General features: G+C 70.0%; 16 protein-coding genes. 5 read left to right on the forward strand and 11 right to left on the reverse strand.

All coding sequences use genetic code 11. The annotated features are described in order from the left end of the window. Positions 1-57: 57 nt before the first annotated feature. From AB4112_RS12140 to AB4112_RS12155, 4 genes are all read right to left on the reverse strand, one after another. Complete coding sequence (locus AB4112_RS12140; protein ID WP_309793755.1) at positions 58-516, reverse strand: RrF2 family transcriptional regulator; 459 nt, start codon at positions 514-516, stop codon at positions 58-60. A 3-nt stretch (positions 517-519) separates the two neighbouring features. Continuing rightward, the gene (gene dut, locus AB4112_RS12145) at positions 520-978 is read right to left on the reverse strand and encodes a dUTP diphosphatase (protein WP_309793756.1); all 459 of its coding nucleotides are present in this window, start codon (positions 976-978) and stop codon (positions 520-522) included. Between the two features lie 9 nt (positions 979-987). Then, positions 988-2,217 (reverse strand): bifunctional phosphopantothenoylcysteine decarboxylase/phosphopantothenate--cysteine ligase CoaBC, encoded by a 1,230-nt coding sequence (coaBC, locus tag AB4112_RS12150; RefSeq protein ID WP_309793757.1) that lies wholly within the window; start codon positions 2,215-2,217, stop codon positions 988-990. 444 nt (positions 2,218-2,661) lie between these two features. Next, a complete protein-coding gene (locus AB4112_RS12155) occupies positions 2,662-3,444 on the reverse strand; it encodes a class I SAM-dependent methyltransferase (RefSeq protein ID WP_309794090.1) in 783 nt (260 codons plus the stop codon). 46 nt (positions 3,445-3,490) lie between these two features. Between AB4112_RS12155 and mutM the strand changes: the two genes are divergently transcribed. Next, positions 3,491-4,321 carry a bifunctional DNA-formamidopyrimidine glycosylase/DNA-(apurinic or apyrimidinic site) lyase gene (gene mutM, locus AB4112_RS12160; RefSeq protein WP_309793758.1) on the forward strand — a complete coding sequence of 277 codons (831 nt, stop codon included), beginning with the start codon at positions 3,491-3,493 and terminating at the stop codon, positions 4,319-4,321. Between the two features lie 63 nt (positions 4,322-4,384). Next, positions 4,385-5,164, forward strand: a complete 780-nt coding sequence (locus tag AB4112_RS12165; RefSeq protein WP_309793759.1) for an enoyl-CoA hydratase — start codon at positions 4,385-4,387, stop codon at positions 5,162-5,164. Between the two features lie 63 nt (positions 5,165-5,227). Here the strand turns inward: AB4112_RS12165 and AB4112_RS12170 are convergent, their stop codons facing one another. The 5 genes from AB4112_RS12170 to AB4112_RS12190 form a co-directional block, all read right to left on the reverse strand. Then, on the reverse strand, positions 5,228-5,638 hold the full coding sequence (locus tag AB4112_RS12170; protein ID WP_309793760.1) for a DoxX family protein: 411 nt from the start codon (positions 5,636-5,638) through the stop codon (positions 5,228-5,230). 101 nt (positions 5,639-5,739) lie between these two features. Then, positions 5,740-6,636, reverse strand: coding sequence for a myo-inosose-2 dehydratase (iolE, locus tag AB4112_RS12175; protein WP_309793761.1), 897 nt, complete (start codon positions 6,634-6,636; stop codon positions 5,740-5,742). 31 nt (positions 6,637-6,667) lie between these two features. Continuing rightward, on the reverse strand, positions 6,668-8,521 hold the full coding sequence (iolD, locus tag AB4112_RS12180; RefSeq protein WP_309793762.1) for a 3D-(3,5/4)-trihydroxycyclohexane-1,2-dione acylhydrolase (decyclizing): 1,854 nt from the start codon (positions 8,519-8,521) through the stop codon (positions 6,668-6,670). Between the two features lie 13 nt (positions 8,522-8,534). Continuing rightward, positions 8,535-10,457, reverse strand: a complete 1,923-nt coding sequence (locus AB4112_RS12185) for a bifunctional 5-dehydro-2-deoxygluconokinase/5-dehydro-2-deoxyphosphogluconate aldolase (protein WP_309793763.1) — start codon at positions 10,455-10,457, stop codon at positions 8,535-8,537. Then, positions 10,450-11,268: a 5-deoxy-glucuronate isomerase gene (locus tag AB4112_RS12190; RefSeq protein ID WP_309793764.1), complete on the reverse strand. Its 819-nt coding sequence runs from the start codon at positions 11,266-11,268 to the stop codon at positions 10,450-10,452. Before AB4112_RS12190 ends, AB4112_RS12185 begins: the two co-directional genes overlap by 8 nt. Positions 11,269-11,404: 136 nt before the next feature. On the opposite strand from AB4112_RS12190, the gene iolG reads away from it, so the two are divergent. The 3 genes from iolG to AB4112_RS12205 all read left to right on the forward strand — a co-directional run bounded on the left by iolG (position 11,405) and on the right by AB4112_RS12205 (position 14,143). After that, on the forward strand, positions 11,405-12,391 hold the full coding sequence (iolG, locus tag AB4112_RS12195; RefSeq protein ID WP_309793765.1) for an inositol 2-dehydrogenase: 987 nt from the start codon (positions 11,405-11,407) through the stop codon (positions 12,389-12,391). A 363-nt stretch (positions 12,392-12,754) separates the two neighbouring features. Next, positions 12,755-13,387, forward strand: a complete 633-nt coding sequence (locus tag AB4112_RS12200) for a cold-shock protein (RefSeq protein ID WP_309793766.1) — start codon at positions 12,755-12,757, stop codon at positions 13,385-13,387. A 144-nt stretch (positions 13,388-13,531) separates the two neighbouring features. After that, the gene (locus AB4112_RS12205) at positions 13,532-14,143 is read left to right on the forward strand and encodes a TetR family transcriptional regulator C-terminal domain-containing protein (protein WP_441719909.1); all 612 of its coding nucleotides are present in this window, start codon (positions 13,532-13,534) and stop codon (positions 14,141-14,143) included. A gap of 233 nt (positions 14,144-14,376) precedes the next feature. Here AB4112_RS12205 and AB4112_RS12210 read toward each other — a convergent pair whose 3' ends face one another. Both AB4112_RS12210 and choX read right to left on the reverse strand, forming a co-directional pair. Further along, positions 14,377-15,426, reverse strand: coding sequence for an alcohol dehydrogenase catalytic domain-containing protein (locus AB4112_RS12210; protein ID WP_441719911.1), 1,050 nt, complete (start codon positions 15,424-15,426; stop codon positions 14,377-14,379). After that, complete coding sequence (gene choX / locus AB4112_RS12215) at positions 15,423-16,346, reverse strand: choline ABC transporter substrate-binding protein (RefSeq protein WP_441719914.1); 924 nt, start codon at positions 16,344-16,346, stop codon at positions 15,423-15,425. The genes AB4112_RS12210 and choX overlap by 4 nt, the downstream gene beginning before the upstream one ends. Positions 16,347-16,496 lie beyond the last annotated feature (150 nt).

The following is a 16,496-nucleotide window of genomic DNA, read 5'->3' on the forward strand; positions in this document are numbered from 1 at the left end:
GGCGTTAAATAGATTTGACCACATTTATACGCGGCGAGGTTGGGTAAGGCCAGCCGTTCAGATCGAGAAGTCGACCGGTGCGGCGCGTTCACGCGGGATGCCCTGGTCGCGGGCCTGGTTGCACAGGTCCTCGATGCTCAGCCCGTCGAGCCGGCGCACCGCCTCCTCCTGCAGCTCCAGCCACAGCGGGCGGACGATCTCCTGGCCCAGGCGCGACCCCGGGGGCAGCGCGTCCTCCTCATCCGCCGCGGTCTCCAGCGACCGGATGGCGCGCACGATCTCGCCCACGGTGATGCGCCGGCGCTCGCGCGCCAGGCGGTAGCCGCCGCGCGGCCCGCGCACCCCGGTCAGGATGTCGACCCGCACCAGCTGCTGCAGCACCTGCTCCAGATAGCGCCGCGGGATGCCCTGGCGCTTGGTGATCTCGGCGCTCTGCACCGGCGTGTCGACCGCGTTGTAGGCGATGTCGAGCACCGCCTCGATGGCGAACAGCATCTTCTTCGGCAGTCGGAACATGCTTCAGGCTCCCGTTCCGGTGGATCCATAGCCGCCCGCGCCGCGGGCGGTGGTGTCTAGGGTCGGTCGTTCGTCCCAGGCCACGGTCGCGTGGCGGGCGACGATCATCTGGGCGATGCGCATGCCGCGGGTGATGGCGACCGGTTCGTCGCCATGGTTGATCAGCACCACGCCGATCTCGCCGCGATAGTCGGAATCGATGGTGCCCGGCGCGTTGGCGATGGTGATGCCGTGCTTCAGGGCAAGGCCGGAGCGCGGGCGCACCTGCGCCTCGGTGCCGGCGGGCAGGGCGATGGCGATGCCGGTGGGGATCAGCACCCGCCGGCCCGGCGCCAGCGTCACCGGCTCGGCCACCGCGGCAAGCAGGTCCAGCCCGGCCGAGCCCGGCGTGGCATAGGCGGGCAAGGGCAGGTCGGCGCCATGCGGCAGGCGGGTGATGGCGACGGGGATCGCTTCGGTCATCGGCCGGGGTCAGTCCTTGTTGAAATGGGCGGCGATGGCGCCGGCGAGGCGGGTGCCGATGTCGGGCTTGCTCAGCCGCGGCCAGGTGCTGGCGGCCTCGGCGGTGATCAAGTGCAGGATGTTGCTGTCGCCGCCGAAGGCCTGGGTGCCCGGCGACACGTCGTTGGCCAGAATCCAGTCGCAGCCCTTGCGGGCGCGCTTGGCCTGGGCGTGCGCCACCACATCCTCGGTCTCGGCGGCGAAGCCGACCACCAGCGCCGGGCGGTTGGGCCCCACCGCGCTCAGCGTCGCCAGGATGTCGGGATTCTCGGCCAGCGCCAGGGCCGGCGGGCCGCCGGCGCCCTTCTTGATCTTCTGCCCCGAAGGCGTGGCCACACGCCAGTCGGCCACCGCGGCGGCGCAGACCGCGACATCGGCCGGCAGCGCGGCCTGGCAGGCGGCCATCATCTCGGCCGCGGTCTCGATCGGCACCAATGTGACGCCGGCGGGGGCGGGCTCATGGGTCGGGCCGGACACCAGCGTCACCCGGGCCCCAGCCTGCAGCAGGGCGGCGGCGATGGCATGGCCCTGCTTGCCCGAGGACCGGTTGGCGATGTAGCGCACCGGGTCGATCGGCTCATGGGTCGGGCCGCTGGTCACCAGGGCGTGGCGGCCTTTCAGCGGGCCTTGGGTGCCGAAGCGGCCGATCCCGTCGAAATAGGCCTCGACCGCGGCGACGATCTCCAGCGGCTCGGCCATGCGGCCGAAGCCGTATTCGCCGCAGGCCATGTCGCCCTGGTTCGGGCCGACGGTCAGCACGCCGCGGCGCCGCAGCAGGGCCAGATTGTCCCGCGTCGCCGGGTGGTCCCACATCCGCACATTCATCGCCGGGGCCACCAGCACCGGCTTGTCGGTGGCCAGGATGGCGGTGGTGGCCAGGTCGTCGGCCAGCCCGCCCGCCATCCGCGCCAGGATGTTGGCGGTGGCCGGTGCCACCACCAGCAGGTCGGCGTCGCGCGACAGCTGGATGTGGCCCATCTCCGATTCGTCGGTCAGCGAGAACAGCGCGCCATAGACCTTGTCCTCGGTCAGGGCGGCGACGGCCAGCGGGGTGACGAACTCGGTCGCCGCCTGGGTCAGGATGCAGCGCACCCGGGCGCCGCGTTCCCGCAGGCGTCGGATCAGGTCCAGCGACTTGTAGGCGGCGATGCCGCCGGCCACGATCAGCAGGATGCGTCGGTCGCGAAGCGTCAGCGTCACGGCAGGTCCCCGGGGACAGCGCAGGGCGAATTACATCGCATGAATGTTCTTTAGGGCGGCCGAACGGTTTCGGCAAGCCCCGCGATCGTCGATTGCGACGATATGCGCGGATGGGGCCGTGAAATGGGGTCTTAGGCGGGATCTACGGACTCGTCGTCATCGCGAGGAGCGAAGCGACGTGGCGATCCAGGGGGCGGTGCCGCTGGATTGCCACGCCCCTCCGGGACTCGCAATGACGGCTAAAGTGTTTCGCCGAGTCTGCGCGATCAGATCTCGCTGTACTCGTCGGCAGGCGTCCCGAAGCGGCGCTCGTGTTCGTTCCAGAACGCCACGATTGCATCGGCCTTCGCCTGAATCTGCCGGCGCTCCGCTTCCTGGGGGGCTATCGCTCGAAGCCTCTTCCTTTTCGCGGTCGGGCATTCTGATCTCCGTCGTCCGCTGCCCTCAGATCCGCCAGCCGGTGTGGATCGCGGCGATGCCGGCCGACAGGTTGGTCCAGCGCACCCGCTCCAGCCCCGCCGCCTCGATCCGCTCGGCCAGGCTGGGCTGGTCGGGGAAGCGGCGGATGCTCTCGACCAGGTAGCGGTAGCTGTCCTCGTCCTTGGCCACCACCTTGCCCATGCGCGGGATCACGGTGCGGGAATAGAGGTCGTAGGCGCGGTCGAAGCCTGGCAGCACCACCTTGCTGAACTCCAGGCAGAAGAACCGGCCGCCCGGCTTCAGCACCCGCCGCGCCTCGCGCAGCGCGTCGTCGATCCGGGTCACGTTCCTGAGGCCGAAGGAGATGGTGTAGACGTCGACCGACCGGTCGGCGACCGGCAGCGATTCGGCGTTGCCGACCATGTGCAGGATCGGGCCGATCCGGCCGCGATCGATCGCCCGGTCACGGCCGACCGCGACCATGCCCTCGGTCAGGTCGCAGATGATGGCGCGGGCGCCCCGGCCTGTGCTGTCTACCCCGGCGCGGTCGAGGAAGCGGAAGGCGATGTCGCCGGTGCCGCCGGCCACGTCCAGCAGCGTCTCGCCGGGATGCGGCCGGATCGCGGCGATCAGCTGGGCCTTCCACAGCCGGTGGACGCCGCCGCTCATCAGGTCGTTCATCAGGTCGTAGCGGCGGGCGACGCTGCTGAACACGCCCTGGACGCGCTCGGTCTTTTCCGTCGGGTCGACTTCGGTGTCGCCGAACCAGCGGGACTCAGGATTGCGGTGGGAAGGGGCGTCGCTCATGGCCGGACCATAGCGTCCGGCGGCGGCTCGTGCCAGTGTGCCGGCCATGCCCGAGCTTCCCGAAGTCGAGACCGTTCGCCGCGGCCTGGTGCCCGTCCTGGAAGGCCAGCGCCTGACCCGCGTCGAACAGCGCCGCCCCGACCTGCGTTCCCCCCTGCCCGAACGCATGGTCGAACGGCTGACCGGCCGCCGCGTGGTGCGGCTGGACCGCCGCGCCAAATACCTGCTGGTTCATCTCGACGACGGCATGGTGCTGCTGATCCATCTCGGCATGTCCGGCCGGATGATGGTCAGCCAGGGCCGGCCGGCGGTCGACAGCCCGCACGACCATGTGGTGTTCGAGACCGAATCGGGATCGGTGGTCACCTTCAACGACACCCGCCGCTTCGGCATGATGGACCTGGTCAGCCAGAACGCGCTGCACACCCACAAATCGCTGGAGCTGCTGGGTCCGGAGCCGCTGTCGGACGAGTTCGACGCCGCCTATCTCGACCGGGTGCTGGCGCGCAAGATCACCCCGATCAAGGCGGCGCTGCTGGACCAGCGGGTGGTCGCCGGCCTCGGCAACATCTATGTCTGCGAGGCGCTGTGGGCGGCGCATATCTCGCCGAGCCGGCTGGCGGCCTCGGTCGCCGGGGTCCGCGCCGCGCGGCTGGTGCCGGAGATCAAGGCGGTGCTGGAGCGGGCGATCACGGCCGGCGGGTCGTCCTTGCGCGACTACGTCCAGGTCGATGGCGAGCTCGGCTATTTCCAGCATTCCTGGTCGGTCTATGGCCGCGAGGGCGAACCGTGCCGCACGCCGAAGTGCCGCGGCACGGTGCAGCGCGTGGTCCAGGCCGGCCGCAGCACCTTCTTCTGCCCGGTGTGCCAGCGTTGAGCCTGCAAACGCTGACCGGGCGTTCGGTCAATCAATCGACGAGTCGATGCGAAGGAGTGTTCCATGACCGCGAGCTACGAGACCATCCTGGTCGAGACCCGGGGCCGGGTCGGCCTGATCACGCTGAACCGGCCGCAGGCGCTGAACGCGCTGAACGACGCGATCTTCCGGGACCTCGCCCAGGCGCTCGACGCCTTCGCGGCGGATGACGGCATCGGTGCGGTGGTCCTGACCGGCTCGGCCAAGGCCTTCGCCGCCGGCGCCGACATCAAGGAGATGGCGTCGAAGGACTTCATCGCCGCCTACACCGGCAACCTGATCGAGAACTGGACCTGCATCAGCCGGTTCCGCAAGCCGATCGTCGCGGCGGTGGCCGGCTACGCCCTGGGCGGCGGCTGCGAGATCGCGATGATGTGCGACTTCATCATCGCCGCCGACACCGCCAAGTTCGGCCAGCCGGAGATCAAGCTGGGCACCATCCCGGGCTCCGGCGGCACCCAGCGCCTGACCAAGCTGATCGGCCGGTCCAAGGCGATGGACATGGTGCTGACCGGCCGGATGATGGATGCGGCGGAGGCGGAACGGTCCGGCCTGGTCTCGCGGGTGGTGCCGGCGGACCAGTTGCTGGACGAGACGCTGAAGGCGGCGGAGACCATCGCCGGCTATTCCCTGCCGATCACGATGCTGGCGAAGGAGGCGGTGCACCGCGCCGACGAGACCAGCCTGGCCGAGGGCGTGCTGTTCGAGCGCCGGCTGTTCCACGCCACCTTCGGAACCGAGGACCGCCGCGAGGGCATGGCCGCCTTCACCGAGAAGCGCCCGCCCGCGTTCAAGCACCGCTGACCCGAAACGAAAACGGCGGGCCCGAGGCCCGCCGTTTCGAAAGCATGTCCGGTGCCGTGACCGTCAGCGGCGGCCGCCCGGCCCGATCGCCCAGGCACCGGGGCCGAAGCCGGTGATCATCAGCAGGCCGCCGGCGATCGCCAGGTTCTTCATGGCCATCAGCTGGTTCGCCATCGCCTCGGCATCCGCCATGGTCCAGAAGTGGTGGACCAGCAGGATGGTCAGCAGGGTGAAGCCGGCCATGATGAAGGCGGCGGTGCGGGAGAACAGGCCCAGGATCAGCAGGATGCCGCCGCCCAGCTCGACCAGGATGGTCAGGGCGGTGAACAGCTGCGGCACCGGCAGGCTGCTGGCCGAGGCGACGTATTGGACGGAGCCGTTGAAGTCCGTCAGCTTGAAGTAACCGGAGACCACGAACAGGACGGCGAGGAAGATGCGGGCGAAAAACGCGAAGAAGGAGCTTTGAGCCGACATTTTCACCATCCGAGGCGAGTGATTCGAGGCCGCCAATATGCCATCAACCACTTCGCCTCGTTGGGGAAATCTTCATAGCCGGCTCTTCCACCGGGCCGGCTTCAGCCCTTGACGTCGAAGCCGGCGCCGGTGGCGAACTTCCACAGGTTGCGGCGGCCCAGCCGGGCATAGGCCAGCGGGTTGGCCTTGGCCGGGTCCTGCTCGGCCTCCACCACCATCCAGCCGGCATAGCTCTTGGGCAGGGCGTCGAACACCCTGGCGAAATCGACCATGCCGTCGCCCGGCACGGTGAACAGCCCGCCAACGACGCCGTCGAGGAAGCTCCAATCCTCGTCGCGCACCTTCTGCAGCACGTCGCGGCGGACGTCCTTGGCGTGGACATGGTTGATCCGGCTGGCATAGCGGCTGGCCAGCGCCGCCGGGTCGCCGCCGGCCACGGTCATGTGCCCGGCATCCAGCAGCAGCCCGACCGACAGGCCGGTGTGGTGCATCAGCAGGTCGACCTCGGCCTCGCTCTGCACCAGCGTGCCCATGTGGTGGTGGTAGGCCAGGCGCACGCCGCGTTTCGCCATGTGGTCACCGACCGCGGTCAGCTTGCGGCCGAATTCCGGCCAGTCCTCGTCCGGCAGGGTCGGGCGAGCCGACAGCGGCGTGCCCTGGTTGCCATGCACTGCGCCGGAGGTATCGCAGAACACCATGACCTTGCAGCCCATCGCGGCCAGCAAAGCGAGATGCGGCTCCATCGCCGCGATTTCCTGATCGATCGTTCGGTCAATCAGGTTGGCGCTGTACCAACCGGAGATCAGCTGCAGGTCGTGCGCCGCCAGGATCGGGCGCAGCGTATCGGCCTGGCGCGGGAACTTGTTGCCCAGCTCGATGCCGGTGAAGCCGGCCTCGCGGGTTTCCGCCAGGCAGGTCTCGAGCGGCGTCTCGCCGCCCAGCTCCGGCAGGTCGTCGTTGCTCCAGGCGATCGGGTTGGTGCCGAGGAAGACAGTCATCGCGGCGGTCTCGTTGCGTGGTTGGTTTCGGTCAGGCGGAGCGCCCGGTGACGGGATGTCCGGCCAGCTGGGCCTCGTAGCCGGCGCGGGCCTGGCGGACCGGCTCGCGGTCCGAGACCTCGGGCACGGCCACGTCCCACCAGGCGCCGCCGGCCTCGGTCGTCACCACCGGGTCGGTGTCGATGACGATGACGTTGGTCTGGTCGGTCGCCTTGGCGCGCAGCAGCGCCCCTTCCAGCTCGGCGATGCCCGACACCTTCTCCGACACCGCCCCCATGCTGGCGGCATGCAGGGCGAAGTCGATCGGCTGGGCGCCGGCGACGTCGCGGAACAGGTTGTTGAAGGAGGCGCCGCCGGTGGCGTTCTGCAGCCGGTTGATGCAGCCGAAGCCGCGGTTGTCGAGCACGACGATGTTGAGCTTCACGCCCAGCTGGACAGCGGTCGCGATCTCGGAGTTCATCATCATGTAGCTGCCGTCGCCGACCAGGACATAGACCTCGCGGTCCGGCCGGGCCAGCTTGACCCCGAGACCGCCGGCGATCTCGTAGCCCATGCAGGAATAGCCATATTCCAGGTGATAGCCGCCCGGCGCGTCGGTGCGCCACAGCTTGTGCAGCTCGCCCGGCAGGCCGCCGGAGGCGCAGACCACGATGGCGCCGCGACCGGCCGCGCGGTTGACGGCGCCCAGCACCTGGGCGTCGGAGGGCAGGGGGGCGTTGCTGGCCGCGGTGGCGCGGTCGACCGACGCGGTCCATTCCGCGACCAGGCCCTTGACCCGGTCGGCCTGGCGCTTCGGCGCCGTCCAGGAGCCCAAGGCCCCGGACAGCGCGTCGAGGCCACGCCTCGCATCGGCGACCAGCGGCAGGGCGCCGTGCTTGTCGGCGTCGAAGGTCGCGGCGTTCAGCTGGATCAGGGTGCGGCCCGGCTGCCGGAACAGGGCGCGGGAGCCGGTGGTGAAATCCTGCAGCCTGGTGCCGACCGCCAGCACGACATCGGCATCGGCGGCCAGGGCGTTGGCGGCGCTGCTGCCGGTGACGCCGATCGACCCGGCATTGTTGGGATGGGCCCAGGCCAGGCTGCCCTTGCCGGCCTGGGTCTCGGCCACCGGTAGGCCATGGCGCTCGGCGAAGCCGGCCAGGGTCCTGGCCGCGCCGGAATACAGCACGCCGCCGCCGGCGATCACCAGCGGCCGCTCGGCCTTCGTCAGCGCCGCCACGGCGCGGGCCAGCTCGCCCTCATCGGCGCCGGCGCGGCGGATGCGGTGCACCCGCTCCTCGAAGAACCAGGCGGGGTAGTCGAAGGCCTCGGCCTGCACGTCCTGGCACAGCGCCAGGGTCACCGGCCCGCAATCGACCGGGTCGGTCAGGACTGACAGGGCGCGGGGCAGGGCGGTCAGGATCTGCTCCGGCCGGGTGATCCGGTCGAAATAGCGCGACACCGGGCGGAAGCAGTCATTGGCGCTGACCGTGCCGTCGCCGAAGCTCTCGACCTGCTGCAGCACCGGGTCCGGCCGGCGGCTGGCATAGACGTCGCCGGGCAGCAGCAGCACCGGCAGCCGGTCGACATGGGCCAGGGCGGCGGCGGTGACTAGGTTGGTGGCGCCCGGCCCGATCGAGGTGGTGACCGCCATCATGCGGCGGCGGAACTTCGCCTTGGCGAAGGCGATCGCGGCCAGCGCCATCGCCTGCTCATTGTGGGCCCGCAGCGTCGGCAATTCCTCGCGATGCGCGTACAGCGCCTCGCCCATGCCGGCGACATTGCCATGGCCGAAGATCGCCCAGCAGCTGGCGAACAGGCGCTCGCGGGTGCCGTCCTCGTCCTCGATCCACTGCGCGGCGAGGTGGCGCACCAGGGCCTGCGCCATGGTCAAACGCACGGTTCCCATCCCTATCGCTCCTTTAGGCCGCGGCTTGCGCTGCGGCGCGGGCATCCTGCCAGGCGGCGATCAGGCTGCCATAGCTGGCGGCCATCCGTCCCACCGCTTCGTCATCGTCGATGCGTCCGGCGAACCAGTCCTCGGCGGCGCGGCCGAAGATGGTGCGGCCGACCGCGAAGCCGCGGCACCAGGGCTGGCGCGCGGCCAGGGTGAAGGCGGCCATCAGCTCCTCCTCCGGCGCCTCCAGCCCCAGCAGCACCACGCCGCGGCAGTTCGGGTCGCGCCGGGCGATGACCTCCTGGATCGCGATCCAGGCGGTCTCCGACGGCGGCGGCAGCTTCCACCAGTCGGGGTGGATGCCGATGCTGTAGAGATGGTCCAGCGCCCGGGCCACGGTGTGGTCGTCGGCCGGCATGGTCCTGGGCGGGATGATCTCGAGCAGCAGCTCGTGCCGGGTGGCGCGGCTGGCGTCGAACAGGGCCAGCAGCTGGCGGTCCTGCTCCGCCCGCATCTCCGGCCCGTCGTCCGGGTGGTACTGCACCAGGCACTTCACCACGTGCTCCAGCGGCCATTCCCGCAGGGTGACGCCGACATCCGGCCCGCCCTCGAAGCGCAGCGGGCGCGATCCCGGCAGCTCGATCGGCCGGCCGATCCAGGTGCCGGTGCCGGCGGCGGCGAACAGCGCGTCGCTGCCCAGCCGGCCGTCGATCAGCACGCCGAAGCCGGGGGCGTCGCCATGGGCCTGCTTCGCCGCCTGCCAGGCCAGCAGCTTGAAGGCGCCGATCCGGTCGGGATCCACGCCGTTGCGCGCCGCCATCTCCTCCAACTGCGAGCGGTGGTCGAAGGCCATGGCGTGGACTTCGGGCCAGTCGCGGATCCGGGTCGTCGCCCAATGCACCTGGTTCAGCGCCGGGTCCTCGCGCAGCCGGTGATGGGCGCTGCCCTGCTCCAGGAACTGCGACAGCTCGGCCCAGCTCGGGTAGGACGGGGCGCAGCCATGGCGCGACACGGCGAAGGCGCCGCAGGCGTTGGCGTAGCGGCAGGCGGCCTCGATCGGCTCGTCGCGCAGCCAGCCGCGCAGGAAGCCGGCCATGAAGCCGTCGCCGGCGCCCAGCACGTTGTAGACCTCGACCGGGAAGCCGGGGCCCTTGACCCCCTGCTCGATGTCGTCGGGGATGGCGCCGGGGAACACGACGCAGCCCATCGGCCCGCGCTTGACCACGAGGGTGGCGGCGCTCAGCTCGCGGATCCGGCGCAGCGCCGCCAGCGTGTCGGTGGCGCCGCCGGCGATGTGGATCTCCTCCTCGGTGCCGACGATCAGGTCGCAATCCGGCAGAATGCCCTGGAGATGGGCGCTGACATCGGCGTTCTCGACGAAGCGCTCCTCGCCCAGCCCATGGCCGGTCAGGGCCCACAGGACGGGACGGTAGTCGATGTCCAACGCCACCTTGCGGCCATGGGCGCGGGCCAGCCGCATCGCCTTCCGGCTCATCGCCGCGACGCCGGGGGTGGAGAAGTGGGTGCCGGTGACGACCACGGCGCGGGCCGAGGCGATGAAGGCCTCGTCGATGTCGTCCTCGGACAGCGCCATGTCGGCGCAGTTCTCGCGGTAGAAGATCAGCGGGAAGGTGTGGCGGTCGCGGATGCCCAGGATCACCAGCGCGGTCAGCCGCTCGGGGTCGCTGATGATGTGGCTGGTCTCGACGCCTTCCGCCGCCAGCTGCTCGCGGATGAAGCGGCCCATATGCTCGTCGCCGACCCGGGTGAGGAGGGCGGAGCGCAGGCCGAGCCGGGCGGCGCCGACCGAGATGTTGGTCGGGCAGCCGCCGACGTATTTGGCGAAGGACGCCATGTCCTCCAGCCGGCCGCCGACCTGGTCGCCATAGAGGTCGACCGAGGACCGGCCGATGCAGATGACGTCGAGTGTGGGTGTGGGCTCAGCCATGACGCGACGCGCCTTCCGGGCGCCAGAATTCGGCGTCCTGGTCCATGGTCCAGCGATGCTCCTCGGTGAACTCCGGCACGGTGTAGGGGTTGCCGGCGAGGTGGCGGATCACCCAGGCGTAGTACATGCCGTAGCCGGGGGCCGCGCATTGTGCATGGTCGAAGCCGTCGAAGATCTTGATGGTGTCGTTGGCCCGCACCTTCAGCACCGTCTCGCCCAGCTCGGCATGGCCGTAGCCGCGCGGATCGGTGAAGCGGTAGTGGTAGATCTCCGGCTGCGGGTGGTGGTGCGGCGGGTAGCTCGACCAGCGGCCGGGGAAGGTCACGACCTCGCCCAGCACCAGCTCGGCGTTGGGGTCGCTGTTGCGCAGGTCGAAGATGGTGCGGACATAGCGGTAGCAGGCCTCGTCGACCTGACCCTTGCCGCGATGCTCGTTCGGCACATCCTCCGGCCCGAACACCCGGGACGGGAAGGGCTTGGTGTTCTTCGTCTCGTAGACCGTGAACTCGGCCTCGGTCTCGGCCTGCAGCCGGACCCGGGCGCCGGCGGCGACATGCACGGCGCTGGCCGATTCGTCGAACAGCGACCCGCGCTCGAACCGGGTCGACCGGTTGTCGACCGTGACCTCGGCGGCGCCGGACATCAGCAGCCAGGCGGTCTCGTTCGCAGCCTCGATCTCGCGGCTCTCGCCCGGCGCCAGCTTCAGGACCGAGACGGCGATGCCGGTGTCGTCCTCGGGCTCGTCGAAGCGGGTGATCGGCGTCAGCCCCGGGCCGAAGCCGCCGCGGTGGCCGGTCAGGTGGCGGGTCATGGCTGTCCTCCCCAGGGCGATTTCAGCCAAATAGAACAAATATTCCATTTGACTGCAACCTCAGAATTCTGATTTTTCTGTCGCCGGTCGTCGCTGCCGGGCCATGATCCCGGGCGCGTCGCTAGGGAGAAGAAGCATGCTCAAGATCTGCCAGTTCGGTGCCGGACGGATCGGGAAGATCCACGCCGACAACATCGCCCGGAACCCCCGCACCAAGCTGGTGGCGGTGGTGGATGTCCACCGCGCCGCGGCCGAAGAGCTGGCGGCCCAGCACGGCGCCGTGGTCGGCGACGGTCTGGCGGCGCTGGACGGCGTCGACGCCGTGGTCATCGCCAGTTCGACCGACACCCATGCCGACCTGATCGAGGCCACGGCCAAGGCCGGCAAGGCGATCTTCTGCGAGAAGCCGATCGACCTCGACAGCGCCCGGGTCCAGGGCTGCCTCGACATCGTGGCCCAGGCCGGCGTGCCGCTGGCGCTGGGCTTCAACCGCCGCTTCGACCCCAGCTTCGAGGCCGCGCAGGCCGGCATCGCCGAAGGCCGCATCGGCAAGGTCGAGCTGGTGTCGATCACCAGCCGCGACCCGTCGCCGCCGCCGGCCAGCTACATCAGGGTCTCCGGCGGCCTGTTCCGGGACATGATGATCCACGACCTCGACATGGCCCGCTGGCTGCTGGGCGAGGAGCCAGTCGAGCTCTACGCCACCGCCAGCAACCTGGTCGACCCGGCGATCGGCGCCGAGGGCGACGTCGACACCGCCGTCGTCACCCTGAAGACCGCGGGCGGCGCGATCGCGCAGATCTCCAACAGCCGCCGTGCCGCCTATGGCTATGACCAGCGGGTCGAGGCCTTCGGCGCCAAGGGCATGCTGCGGGTCGAGAACCGCACCCCGACCACGGTCGAATTCTCCGGGGCCGATGGGGTGGTGAGCGACAAGCCGCTGCATTTCTTCCTGGAACGCTACGCGGATGCCTATCGGCGTGAGCTCGACGACTTCATCGACGCGGTGCTGGACGGCCGGCCGCCGCGGGCGGGAGGGGAGGACGGCAGGCGCGCCCTGCTGCTCGCCGACGCGGCCTGGGAGTCGGTGAAAACCGGCGCTCCGGTGCGGCTTTCGCGCTGACTGTGGCTTAAGAAAGATTCTCTCGGAACCCTTGCGACAACTATGGTCAAGCCGCGCGGCGTCGAGTTATAGTCCAATCGGGTGTCTTCTGTAGGCTCGGCTGAGGGGTTAGGAGATGATCATCGCCCGCGGGTGGCTCTCCACGCGCGGGCAGGTCGTTTCCACGTAACGAATGGTCCTATCGACAAAAACGTTCAGACCGTCCAGGACCGGCGCGTTGCCGGTCGCGAGCGGGCAGATCTTGGTTTCCGCTCGCGGAAGCCGCACCCTTGGTCATGGTGCAGCACTTTCTCTTGGAGTTTCAGGTCAATGATGAACCGACGTCATCCGCCGCGCGTCGGAGGCGGTGAGTATCGCCGTGACGTGACGGCAGTGGTCAAGTGGTTCAATGCGACGAAGGGTTTCGGCTTCGTCCAGGTGACGGACGGTTCGCCGGACGCGTTCCTGCACGCTTCGGTCGTGGAGCAGTCCGGCCATCGCGAGATGTATGAGGGCACGAAGATCGTCTGCGACATCGCGGAAGGTCAGAAGGGCCCGCAGGTCGCGGTGATCCATCGTGTCGAGGAACTCGGCACTCCGCCCGCCGCGGGCGCGGGTGGCGGCTTCCGGCCCAATCGCTTCGGCGACCGGCCCGAGCGCGGCGGCTTCGGCGGCGGTGGCGGCTTCGGTGGTGACCGGGGCGGCTTCGGCGCTGGCGGCGGCGGCCGTGATTTCGGCGGTGGTGGTCGCGACTTCGGCGGCGGTGGTGGCGGCTTCGGCGGCGACCGTGGCGGCTTCAGCGGCCCGGCCACCGAGGTCGAGGGCACTGTGAAGTTCTTCAACGCCGAGAAGGGCTTCGGCTTCGTGACGCCGGACGATGGCGGCAAGGACGTCTATGTCGCTTCGCGCGCGCTGCAGAAGGCCGGCCTGCCGAGCCTGAACAGCGAGCAGCGGGTTCGCCTGACGGTCCGCATGGGCCAGAAGGGCCCGATGGCCGAAGCGGTCCAGCTGCTGTGATGCCAGGGACGGCCCGGGGGAGACTCCGGGCCGTCGCTTCCTGTGGCCGAGCCTCGCTCCGCCTCCTCTGATCGCGTGCCCCCAGATCGTCTCGCTGGCGACAAAACAGGGCCCCGCGCGAAATTCACGCGCGAATTGCCGGCGGTGCGACGCCGGGCGCTGATCGAAGCCACGGCCCGGTGCCTGGCCGAACGCGGCCATGCCGCCACCTCGGTGCGCGAGGTGTGCGCCCGCGCCGGCGTGTCCCCTGGCTTGGTCCGCCACTATTTCGGCGGCATCGACACCCTGATCGCCGAGACCTACCGCTTCATCGGCAGCCATGTCGCCGAAGCCCTGGCGGTCGCGCTGCAGGACCCTGCCGCGACGGCTGAAGCGCGGCTGCGCGCCTTCATCGACGCCAGCTTCCGGCCGCCGGTGCTGGACCCCGAGCTGCTGTCGATCTGGCTGTCCTTCTGGGCGCTGGTGCGCCGCGACGAGGCGATCCGGCAGGTCCATCGCGACGTCTACGCCGCCTATCGCAAGACCCTGGAACAGCTGATCGCCGCCGCCGCCAAAGACCGGGCGCGCGGGGTGAACGCGGCCCTGGCGTCGCTGGCCTTCACCGCCATGCTCGACGGGCTGTGGCTCGAACTCTGCCTCGACCCCACCGTGTTCGCGCCGGATGATGCCGTGCGCATCGCCAATGGCTGGGTCGACGGCCTGCTGTCCGGCAACGCGATGGGGCTCTCCCGGGACGAGCCGGCGCCGCGCCGCTGACCGGCAATCAGCCACTGCTGTCCGGTTGAGGCGAAAACACAGACGACAGTGGAATTTCAGCGCAACGCCACATCCCTCTTTTGTCATGCCACGGCTTGACCGTGGCATCCAGGGGCGGCCAGAGCGGCTCTTGGTGGCCCCTGTATTGCCCGGTCAAGCCGGGCAATGACAATGAAAGTTGAGCTCTATGCCTGCATCTGCAACGCAGAAAGCTCAACCGGACACCCGCGGGGTCAGGCGCGGCCGGCTTTGCCGAAATCGATCACCAGCCGGCCGTTGACCCGGCCTTCGCGCAGGTCGCGCAGCCCGTCATTGATCTCCGCCAGCCCGATGCTGCGGGTCATGCTGCGCAGCGGCGCCTCGGCATGCAGCCGGATCAGCTCCTCCATCTCCAGCCGGGTGCCGACGCTGGTGCCGGTGAGGACGACCCCGGTCGCCGTGAGCCAGGCCTGGCTGACCGGCACCGGTTTCTCCACCAGGGCGGCCGCGACGATGGTGCCGCGCGGCCGGATGCCGCCGATCATGGCCCCCCAGGTCGCGTCGGTCGGCGCGAAGTTGATGCAGGCATGCATGCCGCCGAGCTGCTGCAGGCGCGCCGCCGCGGCCTCGTCGGCGATCACGGTGTGGTGGGCCCCCAGCGCCCGGGCGCGCTCCAGCTTCGCCGGGGACACATCCAGCGCGACCACCGTCGCGCCGGTCCGGGCGGCCAGCTGGACGGCGTAGAGGCCGAGGCCGCCGCAGCCGAACACGGCGCAGCGCGACCCCGGCCGCAGCGCCGCCCGTCGGATCGCGCCATAGGCGGTCACCCCGGCGCACATCAGGGGGGCGGTGGCGACCGGGTCGGCCCCGGCCGGCAGCCGCACCGCATGGCCGGCGTCGACGGCGACGTATTCGGCGAAGGCGCCGTCGACGTCGCAGCCATGGGCCCGCTGGGCCTGGCAGAAGGATTCCGCGCCCTCGCGGCATTCGTCGCACCGGCCGCAGGTGTCGTGCAGCCAGGGCACGCCGACCCGGTCGCCCCGGCGCCAGCCCGGCACGCCTGCGCCGATCTCGACGACCTCGCCGACGCCCTCATGCCCCAGGATCAGCGGCTTGCCGGAGGCGGCGCCGCTGCCCCAGATATGAAGGTCGGTGTGGCACACGCCGCAAGCCCGCAGCCGCACAAGCAACTGTCCGGGGCGGGGCCTCGGGACCGGCACGCGGCGCACGGCCAGGGGTTCGCCGGGCGCGTCCAGCACCGCCGCGAGCATCGTCGCCGGCCGATCGAAGGCGATATCCGTCACTTCGCCAAAGCCGCCTGGACGACCGCCAGGGCCGGCCGGCCGTCCCGGGTCGTGACGCCATCGAGCCAGGCGGCCAGCTTCTCCGGATGCGCCTTGATCAGGGCCGCGGCGGCGGTCGGGGCGTCCTGGCCGTCGTCCAGCATCAGCTTCATCCCGGCGTTCTCCGCGTCGATGTCGAAGGCGAGGTTGGCGAAGAAGCGAGCCAGGTTGGGGCAGGCGGCGGCATAGCCCGGCCGGGCTATGGTCCGCACCGTCGAGCCGCCGAAATCCGGCCCGTACTCCGCGTCGCCGCCGGTGAGGTACGCGATCTTGAAGTTCAGGTTCATCGGGTGCGGCTGCCAGCCGAGGAAGACGATCCACTGGTCGCGGGCGATCGCCCGCTGCAGCTGGGCCAGCATGCCCTGCTCGCTGGATTCGACGATCTCCCAGCCCTTCAGCCCGTGTCGGCCGGCCGCCACCATGTCGAGCAGCGGCTGATTGCTACCGGGTTCGATGCCGTAGATCTTGCGGTCGAATTTGTCGGCGAAGCGGGCGAGGTCGTCGAAGCCGCGCACCCCCGCCTCCGCCAGGGCGGCCGGGACGGCGAGGGTGAACTTCGCGCCGGTCAGGTTGGTGCCCAGCACCTCGACCCAGCCCTCGTCGTAATACTGCTTGAACTCGATGTCCTGGGCCGGCCGCCAATTGCCGAGGAAGACGTCGACCTGGCCGTTCTTCAGGCTCTCATAGGTGATGTTGAGGCCCAGCAGCGTGTTGGTCATCTCGTAGCCCATGGCCTTGAGCACGATGGCGGCGGTGTTGGTGGTCAGGGCGATGTCGGTCCAGCCCATGTCGGCGCTGCGGACCCGGGCGCAGGACGAATCCTCCGCGGATGCGGTCGACCAGGCCATGCAGGCCAGGGCCGCGATGACAAATCCTCTCATGACAGCCTCCCGATGAATCGGTTGCGGGGCTGGCCGTCTGCGCGGCCGTTTCGACCCCGGCCTAGCCAAGCACAGCGGGATTTTTTGTCAATTCAGTTTTTTGTACGTTCATATAAAAAACTGAACGCTAATATAGCTGGCGACGAGGGC

The sequence above is a fragment of the Inquilinus sp. 2KB_23 genome (assembly GCF_052115705.1).
GTDB lineage: Bacteria > Pseudomonadota > Alphaproteobacteria > DSM-16000 > Inquilinaceae > Inquilinus > Inquilinus ginsengisoli_A.